This window comes from Catenisphaera adipataccumulans (genome assembly GCF_014202755.1).
GTDB classification, from domain to species: domain Bacteria; phylum Bacillota_I; class Bacilli_A; order Erysipelotrichales; family Erysipelotrichaceae; genus Catenisphaera; species Catenisphaera adipataccumulans.
The window spans coordinates 208,852-225,713 of the sequence record NZ_JACHHK010000003.1; the positions used below are offsets into that span (position 1 = coordinate 208,852).

The window sequence follows — 16,862 nt, forward strand, 5'->3', positions numbered from 1 at the left end:
TTTTTATTTCTTGTTTTTCTGATCCTGCAGCGCTTTGACCTTGATCGGCAGTCCGAACAAGTTGATGAAGCCAGCCGAATCGCTTTGATCATAGCTGTCGTCTTCACCGAAGCTGGCGATCTGCTCTGAGTACAGCGTGGTCGGCGAAGTCATGCCGGCCGGAATGATGTTGCCCTTATACAATTTCAGTTTTACATCGCCGTTGACACTTTCATTGGCTTTATTTACAAACGCATCCAACGCTTCGCGCAGCGGGGTGAACCACTGACCATTGTAGACCAGTTCACCGTATTTGACCGATACATGCTGCATAAAGTGCTGCGTTTCTTTGTCCATGGTGATCGTTTCCAGCAGCGCGTGTGCTTTATACATGATCGTGCCGCCCGGCGTTTCGTATACGCCGCGGGATTTCATGCCGACCAGTCTGTTCTCGACCATATCGATGATACCGATGCCGTTCTGGCCGCCGACTTCATTCAGCTTCAGCAGCAGCTGCTGAGCAGACATCGTTTCGCCGTTCAGCTGTGTCGGTACACCGTTTTCAAAATGCAGCGTAATATATGTCGGGGCATCCGGCGCTTTTTCCGGCGTTACGCCCAGTTCCAGGATCTTATCGTAATCCGGTTCGTTGGCCGGGTTTTCCAGATCCAGTCCTTCATGGCTTAAATGCCAGATGTTTTTATCTTTCGAGTAGTTGGTCTCCCGATTGATCTTCAGAGGAATGTGATGTGCTTCTGCATAGTCGATCTCTTCATCACGGGATTTCAGTTCCCATTCTCTCCACGGTGCGATGATCGGCATCTCCGGAGCGAATGCTTTGATCGATAACTCAAAACGTACCTGATCATTGCCTTTACCGGTGCAGCCATGACAGATCGCATCAGCGCCTTCCTTTTTCGCAATGTCCACCAGACCTTTGGCAATCAGCGGTCTTGCCATGGATGTACCCAGCAAATACACACCTTCATAAACGGCGTCTGCCTTTAAACATGGGAAGATATAATCTTCAACAAATGCATCTTTTAAATCCAGCGCATAGAACTTGCTTGCGCCCGTTTTCAGTGCTTTTTCTTCCAGACCTTCCAATTCATCTTTTTGTCCGACATCGCCGGATACCGCGATAATTTCAGGGTCGTTATAGTTTTCCTTCAGCCACTGGATCATGATCGAAGTGTCCAATCCGCCCGAATAAGCTAATACAATTTTTTTGTAATCTTTTGTGTTGTTCATGTACTTGTCCTCTTCTTTCTACGCTCGTCCAGCTAAGAAAAAAGCGCCTTTGAATAGAAATATCCAAAGACGCTGTCAACGCGGTACCACTTTAGTTGCCTCAAACAAGGCCTCTCTTCCGTAACGTGGGGAAACGTTTCAGACTACTTGATTCGCCTGAACTCTCATAGGTGCGTTTCTGCCTGCTTCCGCCCGGCGGCCTTCCACTCTGTACCGCCTCGCTGGTGACTTCATCAAGCTTACTCTCCTAGTCAACGATTTATTGATTACGCGTTTATCATAGACTCCCGCTGAAAGAATGTCAATACCTTTTTCAAAAAATGTAAATTTTTCATTCCACTGAAATCTGCAGACGGATATTCAGCGGTGCGACATTGTTCTGTATCGTTTCCAGTTCCGCCAGCCGTGCTTCATTGACTTCCGTCAGCCGGATATCCAAAAGACACAAAGACAAATCAAACGGAACCGAAGCCCGATAATCCTTATTCAGAAAATAGGCACAGGCTTCATTGATCTTTGTTTCCAGTTCATCGGCTTCCGGCCGGATCAATAAAACCAGACAATCTCTGACAAGATCCGCTTTCATGCCTTCAATCATACAAGTCCTCCCACAGCTGTTGCTGCTGCTTCGCGTATTGACGAATATCGATGCCCAGTGCCGATGACCAGATGGTTTCAGGCAGTTGTTCCTTGGCCATATGCGCCAACAGGCAGCCGTCTTTGAGGAACAGAAAGTCATCGCCGATGGTCAGCGGGGCCTCCAGATCATGGAACACCGCGATCAAAGTATGCGGGATGATCCTGCCGTTAATTTCCTCTTTTCCCTGCATCCATTCTTGAAGCAGATCCAGCCATTCGCTGCGCATCTTCAGATCCAGATGATTCATCGGTTCATCAAGCAGCAGGATCGGTGCCTCTTGGGCCAATGTCCGAGCCAGCAGCACACGCTGCAGCTGACCGCCGGATAATGTGTTCAGTGTCCGGTGCTTCAGATCTTCGATGCCCGTTTTTGCCATCACTTCCGCAACAATGCCGGTATCGCTCATATCATGGACATACCGCCCCATTCGCACGGTCTGCTCAACGGTATAGTCGAAATAAGATCGTGAAAACTGCGGCAGCATCGCAAAATACTTTGCATACTGTCGGCGTGACCAATGCGATACGGAACGATCATCAAAGAAAAGATCTCCTTCGTGCGGCAGTACCCCGCAGATCGTTTTTAAAAGTGTTGTTTTCCCGCAGCCATTGTTGCCCAAGATACAGACCGACTGTCCCAGTTCGATAGAAAAATTCAAATGATGCAGTATTTCTGTTGAGCCATATGATGTACAGATATTTTTTCCGATCAGTTTCATAAAGACCTCTTTCGAAAATAAAGCAGGGCGAAAAACGGGGCGCCGACCAAGGCCATGATCGCGCCGACCGGAATTTCCAGCGGAGCGGCCAGACAGCGGGAAAGCATATCCGCAAATGCCAGCAGGCCGCCGCCATAGACGAAAGCCATCGGCAGGACCACTCGGTGCTGCGGGCCGAAGATCCGCCGCACCACATGCGGTGCGACCAGATCAATGAATCCGATCGTCCCGGTAAAGCAGACCGAGATCGCGGTAAGCATGGTCACGGTCAAGATCAGAATGCGCTTGACTTTCGACGTCTGTACACCCATCGCCATCGCCTGCTCATCCCCGAACGTCAGCAGATCCAGCTCTCTTGTGCAGCGGGATAAAATGATACAGCCGACAATACAGACTGGAAGCATGATTTTGATGTGCTGCCAGCCGCGTGAGGAAAACGATCCCATCATCCACATATAAAGCTGACGGATATTATCGGCATACAGCACGTTGATCAATGTCATGACCGCATTGACAAAAAGAGAAAAAACGATACCGACCAGAATAATGGTCTCATTGTGCGCCGACCGGTCAAGAAGCCGTGTCAGTCCCAAGACCACGAGCACCGTCGCCAAACCGAACACAAAAGCCCCGGCCGGCAGCGCCCAGGCTGCTGAGATCGGCAGGACCATGAACAGCGCCGCACCCAGACAGGCACCGGACGAGACACCAAGCGTATATGAAGAAGCCAGCGGATTTTCCAATACAGCCTGCAGCACCGCTCCGCTGACCGAAAGCATGCCCCCGACCAGAAAAGCCACCAGCACCCGCGGCAGACGAATTTTCCAGAAAATTGTATCGGTCATCGCCGAGATCGAAGACGGCAGCGAAGCATGAAACAGATGATGACGAAGGATGGCCGCCATTTCCGTGCCGGAAATAGAAATACTGCCTGCAGCCACGGCGATTCCCGTCAGCAGCAGGCAGAATAAAATGGAAAGGATAATTTTAGTCTTCGTCGTCACCGAAGTTCGCATATTCTTCCGGATAAACATCCTTCGCCATCTCGATCATCGCATCCACGACATGTTGATTTGGGCGGCTGCTGGTATCCGTATCAATGGAATAAACTTGTTTTTTAACAATTGCTTCCACATCCTGCCAGCCGTCATCTGCCAAGATCGTACTGACCGGGTCATCCGTGTAGTCGACGTTCGTGATGATCACATCCGGATCCATCGCTACGGCTTCTTCTTCGGATACACTGATCCAGCCTTTTTGACTATGCGTCGCATTTTTTGCACCGATGGTCGTGATCATCTCATCAATATAGGTCTTTTTGCCGGCGGTATAAATGGTCGGTGAATCATCGCTTGGCAGCGACAGTTCAAACAGCACGGTCTTGCGGTCGGATTTTTTGATCGTCTTCGCGACATCTTTGATATCCTCGATCTCATCTTCCATATCATCGACAATATCTTCGGCTTCATCTTTTTCTTTCACACAGCGGCCGATGAACGTAATATCTTTTTCGATGCCCTTCAGCGATGTGCTGCTCGGAATATCCGCTACGCAAATATCCGCATCGCGGACCGCCTGGAAGGCATCATCGCCCTTGGTCGAGCTCATGCCGCTGGTAAACACAATATCCGGATCCAAAGCGACGATGGCCTCGTTGTCCGGGTTCATCATATCAAAGGACTGTACATCCGCGTTCAGCTGACTGGCGAAATCCTCTTTGGAATTGGTATCGACGGCGACGATCTTGTCAGCCAGTCCCATATCGATCAGGACCTGTGTGGTCGAAGGCGCCATCGATACGATGGTGTTGACTTCTTTTGGCAGCACGATGGTGTTGCCGCTGCGGTCCTTTACAGATTTGGCAGATGCCGGCACCATGGCCATACTGCAGCACAATACCGCTGCCAACAGAAAGCTGCATAATTTTTTGATCTTCATACATTTTACCTCACTTGTCTCTATTATACCCAATCTGCATGACAGTGACTATAAATTTTCCTTAGCGTCAGTCATAGGTAAAATCGATAAAAGCCAATGGAGATAAAATGATATACTATATCGAAAGAGGTAAAAACTATGAAAATTATCGATATATTGAATCAAGATCAAGTAACACTTTCGTTTGAAGTTTTTCCGCCGAAAAAAGCGGATACATACGATGTAGTGGAACAGGCAGCCCGCGCGATCGCGTCGCTGCATCCCGACTTCATGAGCATCACCTACGGTGCCGGCGGCGGAACGAGCCAGTATACAGCCGATCTGGCAGCCGATCTGCACGACCGCATGGGAGTTGAAGTGCTGCCGCATTTGACATGCGTTTCGTCCGACCGGGCACACGTTCATAAAATGATCAAGACCTATCAGGAAAAAGGCATTGAAAATATCATGGCGCTGCGCGGCGATCTGCCGAAAGACGGTCATCGATCCCAGGATTACACCTATGCCTACGAACTGATCCAGGATATCAAAGCGCAGGGCGATTTCTGCATCGGCGGTGCCTGCTATCCGGAAGGACATATTGAATGTGCACACAAAGCCGATGATATCCAGCATTTGAAAAACAAGGTCGAAGCCGGCTGTGATTTTTTGACCACCCAAATGTTTTTTGACAACACGATCTTTTATAACTTTCTGTACCGGATCCGCGAAGCCGGCATTCAGGTACCAGTCTTGGCCGGCATCATGCCGATCACCAATCCGCGGCAGCTGCAGCGCAGCGTACAGATGTCCGGCACCAACGTACCAGAACGCTTCCGCGCCATTGTCGATTATTTCGGAGACGATCCCAAAGCCATGGAACAAGCCGGCATCATCTACGCCAGTGAACAGATCATCGATCTGATCGCCAACGGCATTAAACACATTCATGTTTATTCCATGAACAAACCGGAAGTCGCCGCTGCCATTCAGGCCAACATTTCGGCGATGCTGCGGTCATGATCGACCGGAAAGAAACCGAGCGATACCTCGGTTATATGAAAGTCCGTCCGGACGCACAGATCGACGCCCGGATCGACGCCTGCATCGCTCAGATCGAAAAAACGATGGACTGCCGCAGCGTCAAACGCTATGAGCCCATGACGATCGAGGATGAGACCATCCGCATCGCCGATATGGAAATTCACAGCCAGAGCCTGCTGCGCAACTTGAAAGACTGTACGTCGGTCTGTCTGTTTGCGGCGACGATCGGGCCGGAAATCGATCGATTGATCCGGCGGGCCGAAATCGTCAGCATGACCGATGCAGCCATTTATCAGGCAGCCGGTGCGGCCGCCATTGAAAGCTATGTGGATCAAGTGAATCAAACCATCATCGCAGAAGCCGACGGCTATTGCCGGCCGCGGTTTTCCTGCGGATACGGAGACTTTGATCTCCATCACCAGCGGGATTTTGCCCGCCTTTTGAATTTACCGAAAACCATCGGTGTGACATTAACAGATACTTTACTGATGCAGCCCAGCAAGTCAGTCACGGCTTTGGTCGGCATCAGTCCGAAACCATCGCACTGCATCCTGCAAGGATGCGAAGCGTGCAGCCGCACTGATTGTACGTATCGACGTTAGGAGCTGAATATGAAATCATTACGATCAAGACTAGGAAAAGAATGGCTGTTCTGCGACGGCGGCACCGGCACTTCGCTGCAGGCGCTGGGCTTGGCCGGCGGCGAACTGCCCGAACGTTGGAATCAGACCCACCCGGACCGGATCCGCGCTCTTCATGAAGATTATCTGAAAGCCGGATGCGATATCATCAATACGAATACCTTCGGCTTGAATACCTTAAAATTTCCAGGTGAAGTCGAAAGCTTGACCGCTGCAGCGGTCCATTTGGCACAAGAAGCTAAAGAACGGACCGGCCGCGAGGATGCGTATATTGCGCTGGACATTGGTCCGACCGGAAAACTGCTTAAGCCTATGGGCGATCTGGATTTTGAAGAAGCCGTAGCATTGTTTGCGGAAACGATCCGGGCCGGTGCCCAGGCTGGTGCCGATCTGGTGCTGATCGAAACGATGAGCGACAGCTATGAATCCAAAGCAGCCGTCCTGGCCGCAAAAGAAAACTGCAGCCTGCCGGTGCTGATCACAAATATCTACAACGAAAATGGAAAATTGATGACCGGCGGCACGCCGGAAACCGTCGTCGCCATGCTCGAAGGCCTTGGTGTGGATGCGGTGGGCGTCAACTGCGGATTCGGTCCGCAGGAGATGATCCCGATCGTCAAACGCCTGACAGCTTGTGCTTCTGTTCCGGTCATCGTCAATCCCAATGCCGGCCTGCCGAAGCAAATCAAAGGCCGCACGGTCTATGATCTGGGCGCGGAGGATTTCGCTCAGACCATGGTCGACATTGCCAAGCTGGGCGTTCAAGTGGTCGGCGGCTGCTGCGGTACGACGCCGGACTACATCAAACGGGCCCGGGAACTGGTCTTAAAGCACGTCCCGTTCAGACCCATCGAACCAAAACATCGCGCGGTCATCTGCTCCGGCAGCCAGCTGGCAGAAATTGGGCCGAAGCCTTTATTGATCGGCGAGCGCATCAATCCAACCGGCAAAAAACGTTTGAAGCAGGCCCTGCGTGAACACGATCTGAATTATATCCTCCAACAAGGCTTGGCCCAGGAAGAGGCCGGAGCCGATGTGCTGGATGTCAACATCGGCCTGCCGGAACTGGATGAACCAGCCATGATGGCGGAAGTGACCACGGCGCTGCAAAGTGTGACGACGCTGCCGCTGCAGCTGGATTCTTCCGATCCGGAAGCACTGGAACGCGGCATGCGGCTTTACAACGGCAAACCGATGATCAACTCTGTCAACGGGAAAGCCGAATCCATGGCAGCCGTATTCCCACTGATCAAAAAATACGGCGGCGTCTGCGTCGGTCTGGCGTTGGATGAAAACGGGATCCCGGATTCAGCCGACGGCCGGATCGCCATCGCTAAAAAGATCTACGCAAAAGCAGCCGAATACGGCATTGCTCCGGAGGATATTGTGATCGACGGACTGGCCATGACGGTCTCTTCGGACAGCCGCTCGGCATTGATCACTCTGGAAACGATCCGGCGGGTGCGGGATGAGCTGCAGGGTCATTCGATCCTCGGTGTTTCAAATATTTCTTTTGGTCTGCCGCAGCGGCAGATCATCAATGCGCATTTTCTGACGCTTGCCATGCAGGACGGCCTGTCCTGTGCGATCATGAATCCGAACAATGCGGAAATGATGAAATCGGTCCGTGCCTATATGGCTTTGATGGATCTAGATGAAAATTGCCTTCAATATATTCAGGCCTACAGCGAGCAGGAAACCGCCCCGCCGGTACAGACCAAAACTGCTTATACCCTTTCGCAATGCATTCAGAAAGGGCTGGCAGAACAAGCCGCGGAAGCGACCCGCAGCAAACTGGCAACGACCGATGGACTGACACTGATCAATGAAGAAATGATCCCGGCCCTGGATCTGGTCGGAAAAGGATTTGAAAAAGGTACGATCTTCCTGCCGCAGTTATTGATGGCAGCGGAGGCCGCAAAAGCGGCCTTTGCGGTCATCAAAGAATCCATGGCCGGCCAGCCGCGCGAAACCAAGGGCAAAGTCATTCTGGCGACCGTGAAAGGAGATATTCACGATATCGGCAAGAACATCGTCAAAGTTATGTTAGAAAACTATGGCTACGAAGTCATCGATCTGGGCAAAGACGTCCCGCCGGAGACCATCGTGCAGACAGCTGTCGATCAGCAGATCAAGCTGGTCGGATTAAGTGCGCTGATGACCACGACGGTCGTCAGCATGGAAGAAACGATCAAGATGCTCCATACCGTAAAGCCTGATACCAAGGTCGTGGTCGGCGGTGCGGTGCTGACGGAAGAATATGCCGAAATGATCCATGCCGATGCCTATGCGAAAGATGCAATGGCAACTGTACGGTATGCCGACCAGGTATTCGGGGCCGACAATTGAGTCTGTCTTAGAATTGTACTATACTTGGAGGTAGAAAGAGAGCAGAACAATGAGCTTCCAATTTAATAAACAACTTCCCAAACCTCGGGAAATCAAAGCAAAATATCCGATACCAGATGAACTGGCAAAAATCAAGGCAGCCCGCGATCAAGAAATAGCGGACATTCTGACCGGCAGGTCCAATAAATTCCTGCTGATCATCGGCCCGTGTTCGGCCGACAATGAAGATGCGGTGCTCGAATACGTCACCCGTCTGATCAATGTACAGGACCGTGTCAAAGACAAGATCCTGATCATTCCGCGTGTTTATACGAACAAACCGCGGACCACGGGAATCGGCTATAAAGGCATGCTTCATCAGCCGGATCCGGAAAAAGGAGCCGATTTATTGGCCGGCATCGTTGCGATCCGCAAGATGCACATCGATGTGATCAAAAAGACAGGAATGTCGGCAGCCGATGAAATGTTATATCCGGAAAACCACTGGTATCTGAATGACGTCCTGTCATACAATGCGGTCGGTGCCCGTTCGGTCGAAGACCAGCAGCATCGTCTGGTGGCCAGCGGGGTCGAAGGCGCCTGCGGCATGAAAAATCCAACTTCCGGCGATTTTAGGGTCATGCTCAACAGCATCGTTGCCGCACAGGCCAAGCAGCAGTTTATCTACCGCGGCTGGGATGTGCGTACATCCGGAAACCCGTTAGCACATGCCATCTTACGCGGCTCCGTCAGCAAGCATGGCAAAAACATCCCGAACTATCATTATGAAGATCTGAATTTATTATGCGATATGTATCATGAATTCGATCTGAAAAATCCGGCTTGTATCGTCGACTGCAACCATAGTAATTCCGGCAAGCAGTATCTGGAACAGATCCGCATCACCCGTGAGATCTTGTACAGCCGTAAATATTCGCAGGATATCCGGTCCCTGGTCAAAGGTTTGATGATCGAAAGTTATCTGCAGCCCGGCAGCCAGAAGATCGGCGACGGTGTCTTCGGCAAGTCCATTACCGATCCGTGTCTGGGCTGGGAAGACAGCGAGGCTTTGATTTACGAAATTGCTGAAAATGTATAAAAAAAGCGTCCAAGACGCTTTTTTATTTGATTTCAGAAGGATCGGACACAATATGGGAAGCGCCGTGGGCTTGTAAAAAGGTGCGGCTGCGGAAGCCCCAAGTCACACTGATGCAGTCCATCGCACAATTGGCCGCTGTCTGAATATCAATTTCCGAATCGCCAATATAGACGCATTCGCGGCGGTCCACTTGAAGAACTTCCAGACATTTTTCCAACATATCCGGTGCCGGCTTGCGCCGGATTTCATCTTTCTGTCCCAGCGCAAAGTCAAAGACCCCCGCAAAGTGCTGTTCACACAATTTCTGTACCGCGCCATCCGGTTTATTGGAGACAACGGCTGTCCGGACGCCGGCCTGCTTCATCGTTTGGATCATCGGTACGATGCCGGCATACGGCTTGGTATGATCGCGGCAGTGCAGTTCGTAATAAGGCTGGTAGGTCACTTTTAGTTCCTGGATCAGGCCAGGATCGATCTTCGCGGAGACCGGATCATCCGGTGTGCCGACTTTGACCAATTCGCTTTTCGGCAGGCCTGCTTCATAAGCAACGGCCCGTGTCAGAGCGACCACGACACCGCTGCCGAAAAATTCTTTCGTATCATGATCTGTATAATTATGACGGCGGCCGTGTTTTTCCATGGTATAGTTCAAGGCTGTTGTCAGATCCGTCACCGTATCCAGGACCGTGCCGTCCATATCGAAGATATATGCTTTATAGTTCATTTGTGCCCCTTTCCAGGTCATTGACCATCCGGCGGTAGAAAATGGCCGCAATAACGAAGCAGATCACTTCCGTGATCGGTACGGCCAGCCATACCAGCGCCAGCTGATCGGTCATTTTTGACAAGATATAAAATGCGCTGACGATGATCACAAACTGCCGCAGAATATTCAAGATCAATGTATATTGTGCATGATCCAAAGCCTGCATCATCGTCGAACGGACAATGCAGATACCGCCGAAGATCAATGAAGCAACGCAGCAGCGCATGGCCGGCAGACCGATGGCCATCATATGATCCGAGGCGTTGAACAAGTGCAGCACACTGCCCGGATACAGTTCGAGCACAACGGTCAGAATGATCATCCAGATCAGCGCAAACACTGTTGCCAGCCGATTGGTCGTGCGGACACGGTCAATTTTATTCTGCGCCTGATTATAGGATAAGATCGGGATCATGCCATTATTCAGTCCGAACAGCGGCATGAAGCAGAAGTTCTGCAGCTTGATCCAAATACCATAGACAGCAGCGGCCGTCGTACTGTATCCTAACAAAATGATATTGACAAAGAAGGACGTCAGCGAATTCAGACCAATCGTGATCATGCTCGGCAGACCGATCTGAAAAATCTGACCGGCAATCTCATGATCGTAATGAATGTCCTTCAAACGAAAATGGACCCAGGTATTTTTTCTCATATTCATGGTAATGCCGACCAAAGCGCCGACAATTTGTCCCATAACGGTTGCCCAGGCGGCACCGGCAATTCCCAGCTGCGGAAATGGACCGATGCCGAAGATCAGCAGCGGATCAAAAACAATATTGAAGACGGCTCCCGATGCCTGTGCGATCATCGCATACATCGCATTGCCGTTTGCCACCAACATTTTCTCGAAGTACTGTCCGCTGAAGACACCGATCGATACGCACCAGCAGATCGTTAAATAGATCGTTCCTAAATTGACTATTTCCTCCACGTCCGTCTGGAATGCATAAATCGCATGAACGGCAGTCAGTCCTAAAATCAAAAAGATCAAATAGAAGATCATGTTCAGAAAGATCCCGACATGCGCCGTCCGATTTGCCTTGTCCATATTGCCCGTTCCGGCAAACCGCGGCATCAAGGCACTCATACCTACTCCCAGACCGACAGCGATCGCATTAGCAACCTGCTGCATCGGATAAGCCAAGGAAACAGCCGTCAGTGCCTGTTCCGAGATCTGGGCGACAAACATAGAATCGACGATGTTGTAGAGTGCCTGAATAAAGAAAGAAATCATCATCGGAAAAGACATGGATGCCAGCAGTTTCGGAATCGGCATGACGCCTAATTTACTTTCTTCCATTTACAGCACCTGGTACATCACGTAGATGTCGTGATCGCCTTCCTTATTGCGGTATCCGCCCGGGATCCGGCCTAAATTCACAAATCCCAGCCGTTCATACAAATGCACCGCATGTACATTTTCACATACGACCGCATTGAACTGCAGAATACTGTATCCCAGTTCTTTGGCCTGCACCAGACAGTCATTGACGAGCTGTTCACCGATATGACGGCCGCGCATTTTCTTATCCACGACGTAGGTCGCATTGGCGATATGGCCGCAGTGGCCGATATTGTTGGGATGCAGAATATACAAACCTGCAATCTTGCCGTTCTCTTCATAAACAGCGGTATACTGATCGGAAAAGAAGTGCATGGCTTCCTGTTCGCTCATGGTTTCCGTCTGCGGAATGGAATTGTTTTCCAGCACCGCATCATTCCAGATACGGGTCATATCAAAAATATCATCATCGTTAAATACTCGGATCATACGCTACCTCCCAAATACTCTTTTACTCGTTTCACGGCACCTTTGCCATCCTGCAGCCCCATAAAATATAACGCGCCCAGCTTATTGACATCGGCTTCCAAGCGCTGGATCCGCACCGGTTCACTGGGTGCGATCACGCAGATATGGCCTTCGCTTTCCAGCTGATCCATCAGATCACATGTGTCATTATAATTTTGATTGCTTTGTTTCAGGCTCTGTAAAAATTCCGGATAATGCCGATAGGTCACGTCCATGATCGCATGTCCGCGATGATCGACGGCTTTACGATAATCGCGCGGCCGGGTCCGGACCACGACCACTTTCTCGAATCCTTGATGAATCGCCCACTGCACCGGGATCTTATCCGAACAGCCGCCGTCTAAATAGCCATGACCGTCGATGTTCACCATCCGGCTGACAAACGGCATCGAAGCCGATGCCCGCACCGCTTCCAGAATATTTTTGGTTGAACTTTTTTCAAAATATTCCGGCCGGCCGGTATCACAGTTGGTCGCGACCGCATAAAACTGCCGCGCCGGATCGTTGAAACGCTGCCAGTCAAACGGTTCATATTCTTCGGCTTCTCCGTAAAACATCATATCAAAGCCTATCACACTGTGGTTCGCGTGCCGGGCCTTCAGTCCGACATATTTCGGATCGCTGCGATATTTTAGATTCAGCCGTGCGGAACGGCCGATCTGCCCGGACATATAATCCAGTCCGCTCAGGGCGCCGGCCGAGACACCAATTGTCGTTTGTAAATTGATATCCGCAAGCATCAAAGCATCCAGCACTCCTTGGGTATATAAGCCGCGGAAAGCACCGCCTTCTAATACGATGCAGCCTGGCTCGATCGTCATGCCGGCTTGTCCGGTCGGGATCTGATCCAGCGCAAAATAGGTCTTTGTCACCATTCGGCACGCTCCTTTATTTTTTCTTTGACATATTGATCGATTTCCTGATCGATCTGATGCAGCTGTTCCTTTGTTTTAGGGTTTTCGCTTGGAAAATCCAGCAGCTGTCTCAAATAGCCTTGTTCCATTACGATTTGTACACTTTTCGGGTACACCAGACCGAAAATAAAAGAAATATGTCCGGCGATCGCATCCATCGCCGTTTGTCTATGCGTTCGATCGACCGTCCGATGCTGCATCAAATCTTTCATCACCGGTTCTGAAATTGAAGACTGTTGGAAAGCTGCCATCGGCAGATCATAAATTGTTTCCACCGAGGATTCCCGGTTCACCCGCAGGATATCGATCTTGTCGGCATCCCGGATCAAATCGCAGAACAGTTGTTCCCGTTCATTCAGTTCAGGCAGTATATACACATTGTGCAGCGCAACGGCTTTTACGATCAGCGCATCCACCGGCCCCAACGCGCCGCGCAGCAGCAGCGAGGCGCCCAGCTGGGCATGATTGACAGACTGGGCATCATTAAACGTATGATAAAGCCGCAGTTGTTCAAAACGTCCGACATCGTGATACATACCAATGGTCCATGCCAGATCCCGGTCTTCCTGATTCAAGTGCAGGGAATCGCTGATGGTATCGCATAAATCCGCGACATGCATCGTATGCACAATTTTTAATTGGATCTTCGGATCCGCCGTATCGTACTTCTGGATGAAGCGGCGGAAATTTTCGTTCACTTCAGCTCTGGTCATGGCGTCATTATACCACATTTGACAACCAGTGACGGGCACACTAAAATGAAAGTATGAAACTTGCCGTATTTTTTCCCGGCATTGGTTATCATTGTGATAAACCCTTGCTTTATTATTCAAAAAAGATTGCCCGCCAAAACGGATATCAGACCGTTGATCTGCATTTAAGCGGCCTGCAGAAGACAGCAGACAAAAGTGCTGAAGCGACACGTCTTCTGATCATGGATGCTTTTAAACAGTGTGAAAGCCAGCTGGCCGGTATCCATTGGGATGAATTTGACTCCCTGCTCTTTGTCGAAAAAAGCATCGGCACAGCGGTGGGCTGGCTGTATGCCAAAAACAAGGCCCTGCCCAATGTCCGTCATATTTATTTTACACCCGTTGAGCTGTCTGCCGCATGGATCCAGCCGGAAGGCATCGTCTTCCACGGCCTGGCCGATCCGTGGGCATCCAATCAGACCGTCCAGACAGAATGTCAGAAACGGCATCTGCCGCTGTATACGATCCCGGAAGCGAACCACTCATTGGAAACCGGTGATGTGATCCGCGATCTGCGTATTCTGACTTCGGTCATGAAAACAGTCAAACAATACATTGAGTCCGAATGAATCGGACTTTTTCTTTCCCATTATTTCACATACATCTTTGATAAAAAACATATAGGTTTTTTGTATCTTGAAACTGGGCAGAAGCAATGCTCATATATTCTCTCTCTTTGTAAAAGCGGTCAGTCTCCGCTTTTATTTTTTGCGATAATTTCACATGAACCTTCGATATTTATACAATACTGGTTTCCTAATATATAGGAGACAAAGCAGATGCTTTATCATAAGAAAAACCAACCGTCCTCCTGCATACTTTTCTGTGCTATTAGCGGTTGGTTTTTTATTTTTATTTCGTACTGAACCAAGATCCATCCTGGCCGGCACATTGATCATCCCCGGAGCCGTCCACATTGCGGTTCTGGATCGTGACACGTGAATTTGGTTTGATGCTCGAAGTCACGAAGACGTTGGATCCAATGATCGAATGATTGCCGATCACCGTTTTGCCGCCTAAAACCGACGCTCCGGAATAAATCGTCACATAATCTTCAATGGTCGGATGACGCTTGACGCCATGGAGCTTTTGGCCGGCACTGGTCGACAAAGCACCCAGTGTAACGCCCTGATATACTTTCACATGATCGCCGATTTCTGTGGTCGCACCGATCACGATGCCGGTGCCATGGTCGATCATAAAATACTTACCGATCCGGGCGCCCGGATTAATATCAATTCCCGTCTGCGAATGCGCATATTCCGTCATCATGCGCGGGATCAAAGGTACTTTTAATTCAAACAATACATGAGCCATACGGTAAATCGTTACTGCCAGCAGACCTGGATAGCTCAGCACGATTTCATCCTTGCCGCTGGCTGCCGGATCCCCGTCGTACGTTGCCTGCACGTCGGTGTCAATATATGTCCGCATTTCCGGAATGCGTTCAAAAAACTGCATCGTGATGACCTTCGCCTGTCCGCGGACTTCTTCTTCGGAAGCATCCGCATATTTCTGGTCGTTGCGCAGTGCGATCCCGACCTGTTTCTGCATATTATACATGACGTCTTCGATCAATGCGGATAAAGTGTGCCGCATGTTAAAGATCTTGTAGACCTCATCCCGATAAAATCCCGGAAAAAAGATCCGCAGCAGTTTATGACAAATTTCCACGACCTTATCATGATCCGGCTGATGGAAAATGGTCATGGAGTCGATGAAACGTTTTTTATTGTAGTCGTTCATCAACAAGCTGACGATATCTTCCACCTCTTTGTATTGTACATCATTCATTATTCCCACCTCTTCTCCAATTCTAACAAATTCAGTCGGAATTGTCTTGTGAAACGGTGTCATTCCAAAATGAAATCCATGCCGACCGGATTATGATCACTATAGGCAAACTGCGTATCCCGGACAAAAGACTGTTTGACCGTAACATTATCCGAGACGATAAATCCATCGATCGTGAGCACAAAATCATCCTCGCTGTACGGCATATTCGCATTGCGGCACGTCGGCACCGGATCATCTTCATCATACGGTACTTCCAGACGAATATCCTCCGGAATGAGCTTTTTATTGACTGGTTTTGCCCAATTGTCATCCAATGCTTCGCCTTGTTTGAAAACGGAATAAGAATCCCCAAGCAAGTCCTTGTTGAAGTCGCCGCCGCCGACCACATAGTTGCCTTTCTTCACTTCTTTTTCCATATCCCCAAACAGCATTTTTAACTGTTTATCCGCCGTGTCGGCTTCTTTCGTATAAGCAGATAGATGGAAGTTGTAAACGATGAGCTCTTTGCCGTTGTCGACCGGAAAACGCTGTTTGATGTAGCACCGATCCAAATCAAAGAATTTCGAAAAGCCGGTTTCGATCGGCAGGGAACGCCTTACGGCAGACGTCGATTTGAATTTTGAAAACGTTGCGATGCCGGCTTTATTTTTGCCGTGCGGACTGGTCAGCGGATAAAACAAATACGGACTGTCGTAGTTCTGCGCATAAACATAGGATGAGCCTTCGCTCTTTTCTTTGATCAAGTCTAATTCATTGACATGGTAACTGCGCGTTCCGTCAATATCCACTTCCTGATACATCTCAAAATCTGCCTCCATGGCATGCACTTCCTTGACACTGCCGTTGATGTTCTTGATCACAGCTGTTTTTGAAAAAGCGCGGGAATATTTTCCGCCGTCCATAAAAAATGAATAATCTGCACTGTAAGCGCCGAAGCCGATATTGGCTGACGTGATCCGATACGTCTTCCCCGCCTTTGTTTCGCTCTTTCCTGGATCATGAATTTTCAGTTTCTGATTGTCTTCCACTCGATAGTACGACGCAAAAACATACACAACATAGACTGCAACAATACAGACGATCGTCAGTACGATCACGCCGATGATTTTTAATTTCTTCATCACGAATACCTCTTGTTCCATCATATCATGAATAAAGAAGCGAAAGTCATGTCAAATCCATTCGTTTTATTTCAATTGTTTT

The 16,862-nt window shown here is 49.7% G+C and carries 17 protein-coding genes and 1 other annotated feature; of the genes, 5 read left to right on the top strand and 12 right to left on the bottom strand.

Annotation, left to right across the window (positions count from 1 at the left end):
- Window positions 1-3: 3 nt before the first annotated feature.
- From HNQ47_RS05060 to HNQ47_RS05080, 5 genes are all read right to left on the bottom strand, one after another.
- Window positions 4-1,230: an argininosuccinate synthase gene (locus HNQ47_RS05060; protein WP_183328201.1), complete on the bottom strand. Its 1,227-nt coding sequence runs from the start codon at window positions 1,228-1,230 to the stop codon at window positions 4-6.
- Window positions 1,231-1,292: 62 nt separating this feature from the next.
- Window positions 1,293-1,494, bottom strand: a binding site (T-box leader).
- 67 nt (window positions 1,495-1,561) lie between these two features.
- A complete protein-coding gene (locus HNQ47_RS05065; RefSeq protein ID WP_183328203.1) occupies window positions 1,562-1,828 on the bottom strand; it encodes a hypothetical protein in 267 nt (88 codons plus the stop codon).
- Window positions 1,821-2,588: an ABC transporter ATP-binding protein gene (locus HNQ47_RS05070; RefSeq protein WP_183328205.1), complete on the bottom strand. Its 768-nt coding sequence runs from the start codon at window positions 2,586-2,588 to the stop codon at window positions 1,821-1,823. The genes HNQ47_RS05065 and HNQ47_RS05070 overlap by 8 nt, the downstream gene beginning before the upstream one ends.
- A complete protein-coding gene (locus tag HNQ47_RS05075; RefSeq protein WP_221248030.1) occupies window positions 2,585-3,604 on the bottom strand; it encodes a FecCD family ABC transporter permease in 1,020 nt (339 codons plus the stop codon). Before HNQ47_RS05075 ends, HNQ47_RS05070 begins: the two co-directional genes overlap by 4 nt.
- Window positions 3,576-4,526 carry an ABC transporter substrate-binding protein gene (locus HNQ47_RS05080; protein ID WP_183328209.1) on the bottom strand — a complete coding sequence of 317 codons (951 nt, stop codon included), beginning with the start codon at window positions 4,524-4,526 and terminating at the stop codon, window positions 3,576-3,578. Before HNQ47_RS05080 ends, HNQ47_RS05075 begins: the two co-directional genes overlap by 29 nt.
- A 138-nt stretch (window positions 4,527-4,664) precedes the next feature.
- Here HNQ47_RS05080 and metF point away from each other — a divergent pair, with 138 nt between their 5' ends.
- The 4 genes from metF to HNQ47_RS05100 are packed head-to-tail and all read left to right on the top strand — an operon-like array spanning window position 4,665 to window position 9,617.
- Window positions 4,665-5,528 (top strand): methylenetetrahydrofolate reductase [NAD(P)H], encoded by an 864-nt coding sequence (gene metF, locus HNQ47_RS05085; RefSeq protein WP_183328210.1) that lies wholly within the window; start codon window positions 4,665-4,667, stop codon window positions 5,526-5,528.
- A complete protein-coding gene (locus HNQ47_RS05090; protein ID WP_183328212.1) occupies window positions 5,525-6,151 on the top strand; it encodes a vitamin B12 dependent-methionine synthase activation domain-containing protein in 627 nt (208 codons plus the stop codon). The genes metF and HNQ47_RS05090 overlap by 4 nt, the downstream gene beginning before the upstream one ends.
- Before the next feature lie 9 nt (window positions 6,152-6,160).
- Window positions 6,161-8,539 carry a homocysteine S-methyltransferase family protein gene (locus tag HNQ47_RS05095; RefSeq protein ID WP_183328214.1) on the top strand — a complete coding sequence of 793 codons (2,379 nt, stop codon included), beginning with the start codon at window positions 6,161-6,163 and terminating at the stop codon, window positions 8,537-8,539.
- Between the two features lie 49 nt (window positions 8,540-8,588).
- Complete coding sequence (locus HNQ47_RS05100; protein WP_183328216.1) at window positions 8,589-9,617, top strand: 3-deoxy-7-phosphoheptulonate synthase; 1,029 nt, start codon at window positions 8,589-8,591, stop codon at window positions 9,615-9,617.
- A 22-nt stretch (window positions 9,618-9,639) separates the two neighbouring features.
- Here the strand turns inward: HNQ47_RS05100 and HNQ47_RS05105 are convergent, their stop codons facing one another.
- Genes HNQ47_RS05105 through HNQ47_RS05125 form a run of 5 tightly spaced genes read right to left on the bottom strand, consistent with a single transcriptional unit; the run spans window position 9,640 to window position 13,823 of the window.
- Window positions 9,640-10,341, bottom strand: a complete 702-nt coding sequence (locus HNQ47_RS05105; protein WP_183328218.1) for an HAD family hydrolase — start codon at window positions 10,339-10,341, stop codon at window positions 9,640-9,642.
- Entirely contained in the window at window positions 10,331-11,686 is a 1,356-nt protein-coding gene (locus tag HNQ47_RS05110; RefSeq protein ID WP_183328220.1) for an MATE family efflux transporter, read from the bottom strand. Before HNQ47_RS05110 ends, HNQ47_RS05105 begins: the two co-directional genes overlap by 11 nt.
- On the bottom strand, window positions 11,687-12,157 hold the full coding sequence (locus HNQ47_RS05115; RefSeq protein WP_183328222.1) for a GNAT family N-acetyltransferase: 471 nt from the start codon (window positions 12,155-12,157) through the stop codon (window positions 11,687-11,689).
- Window positions 12,154-13,071: a patatin-like phospholipase family protein gene (locus HNQ47_RS05120; RefSeq protein WP_183328224.1), complete on the bottom strand. Its 918-nt coding sequence runs from the start codon at window positions 13,069-13,071 to the stop codon at window positions 12,154-12,156. The genes HNQ47_RS05115 and HNQ47_RS05120 overlap by 4 nt, the downstream gene beginning before the upstream one ends.
- Entirely contained in the window at window positions 13,065-13,823 is a 759-nt protein-coding gene (locus HNQ47_RS05125; RefSeq protein ID WP_183328226.1) for an HD domain-containing protein, read from the bottom strand. Before HNQ47_RS05125 ends, HNQ47_RS05120 begins: the two co-directional genes overlap by 7 nt.
- Window positions 13,824-13,876: 53 nt before the next feature.
- On the opposite strand from HNQ47_RS05125, the gene HNQ47_RS05130 reads away from it, so the two are divergent.
- Window positions 13,877-14,431, top strand: a complete 555-nt coding sequence (locus tag HNQ47_RS05130) for an alpha/beta hydrolase (RefSeq protein ID WP_183328228.1) — start codon at window positions 13,877-13,879, stop codon at window positions 14,429-14,431.
- Window positions 14,432-14,714: 283 nt separating this feature from the next.
- On the opposite strand, the gene HNQ47_RS05135 is transcribed toward HNQ47_RS05130, so the two are convergent.
- Both HNQ47_RS05135 and HNQ47_RS05140 read right to left on the bottom strand, forming a co-directional pair.
- A complete protein-coding gene (locus tag HNQ47_RS05135; protein WP_183328230.1) occupies window positions 14,715-15,656 on the bottom strand; it encodes a serine O-acetyltransferase in 942 nt (313 codons plus the stop codon).
- Between the two features lie 59 nt (window positions 15,657-15,715).
- Entirely contained in the window at window positions 15,716-16,780 is a 1,065-nt protein-coding gene (locus HNQ47_RS05140) for an endonuclease/exonuclease/phosphatase family protein (RefSeq protein ID WP_221248032.1), read from the bottom strand.
- Between the last annotated feature and the right edge of the window lie 82 nt (window positions 16,781-16,862).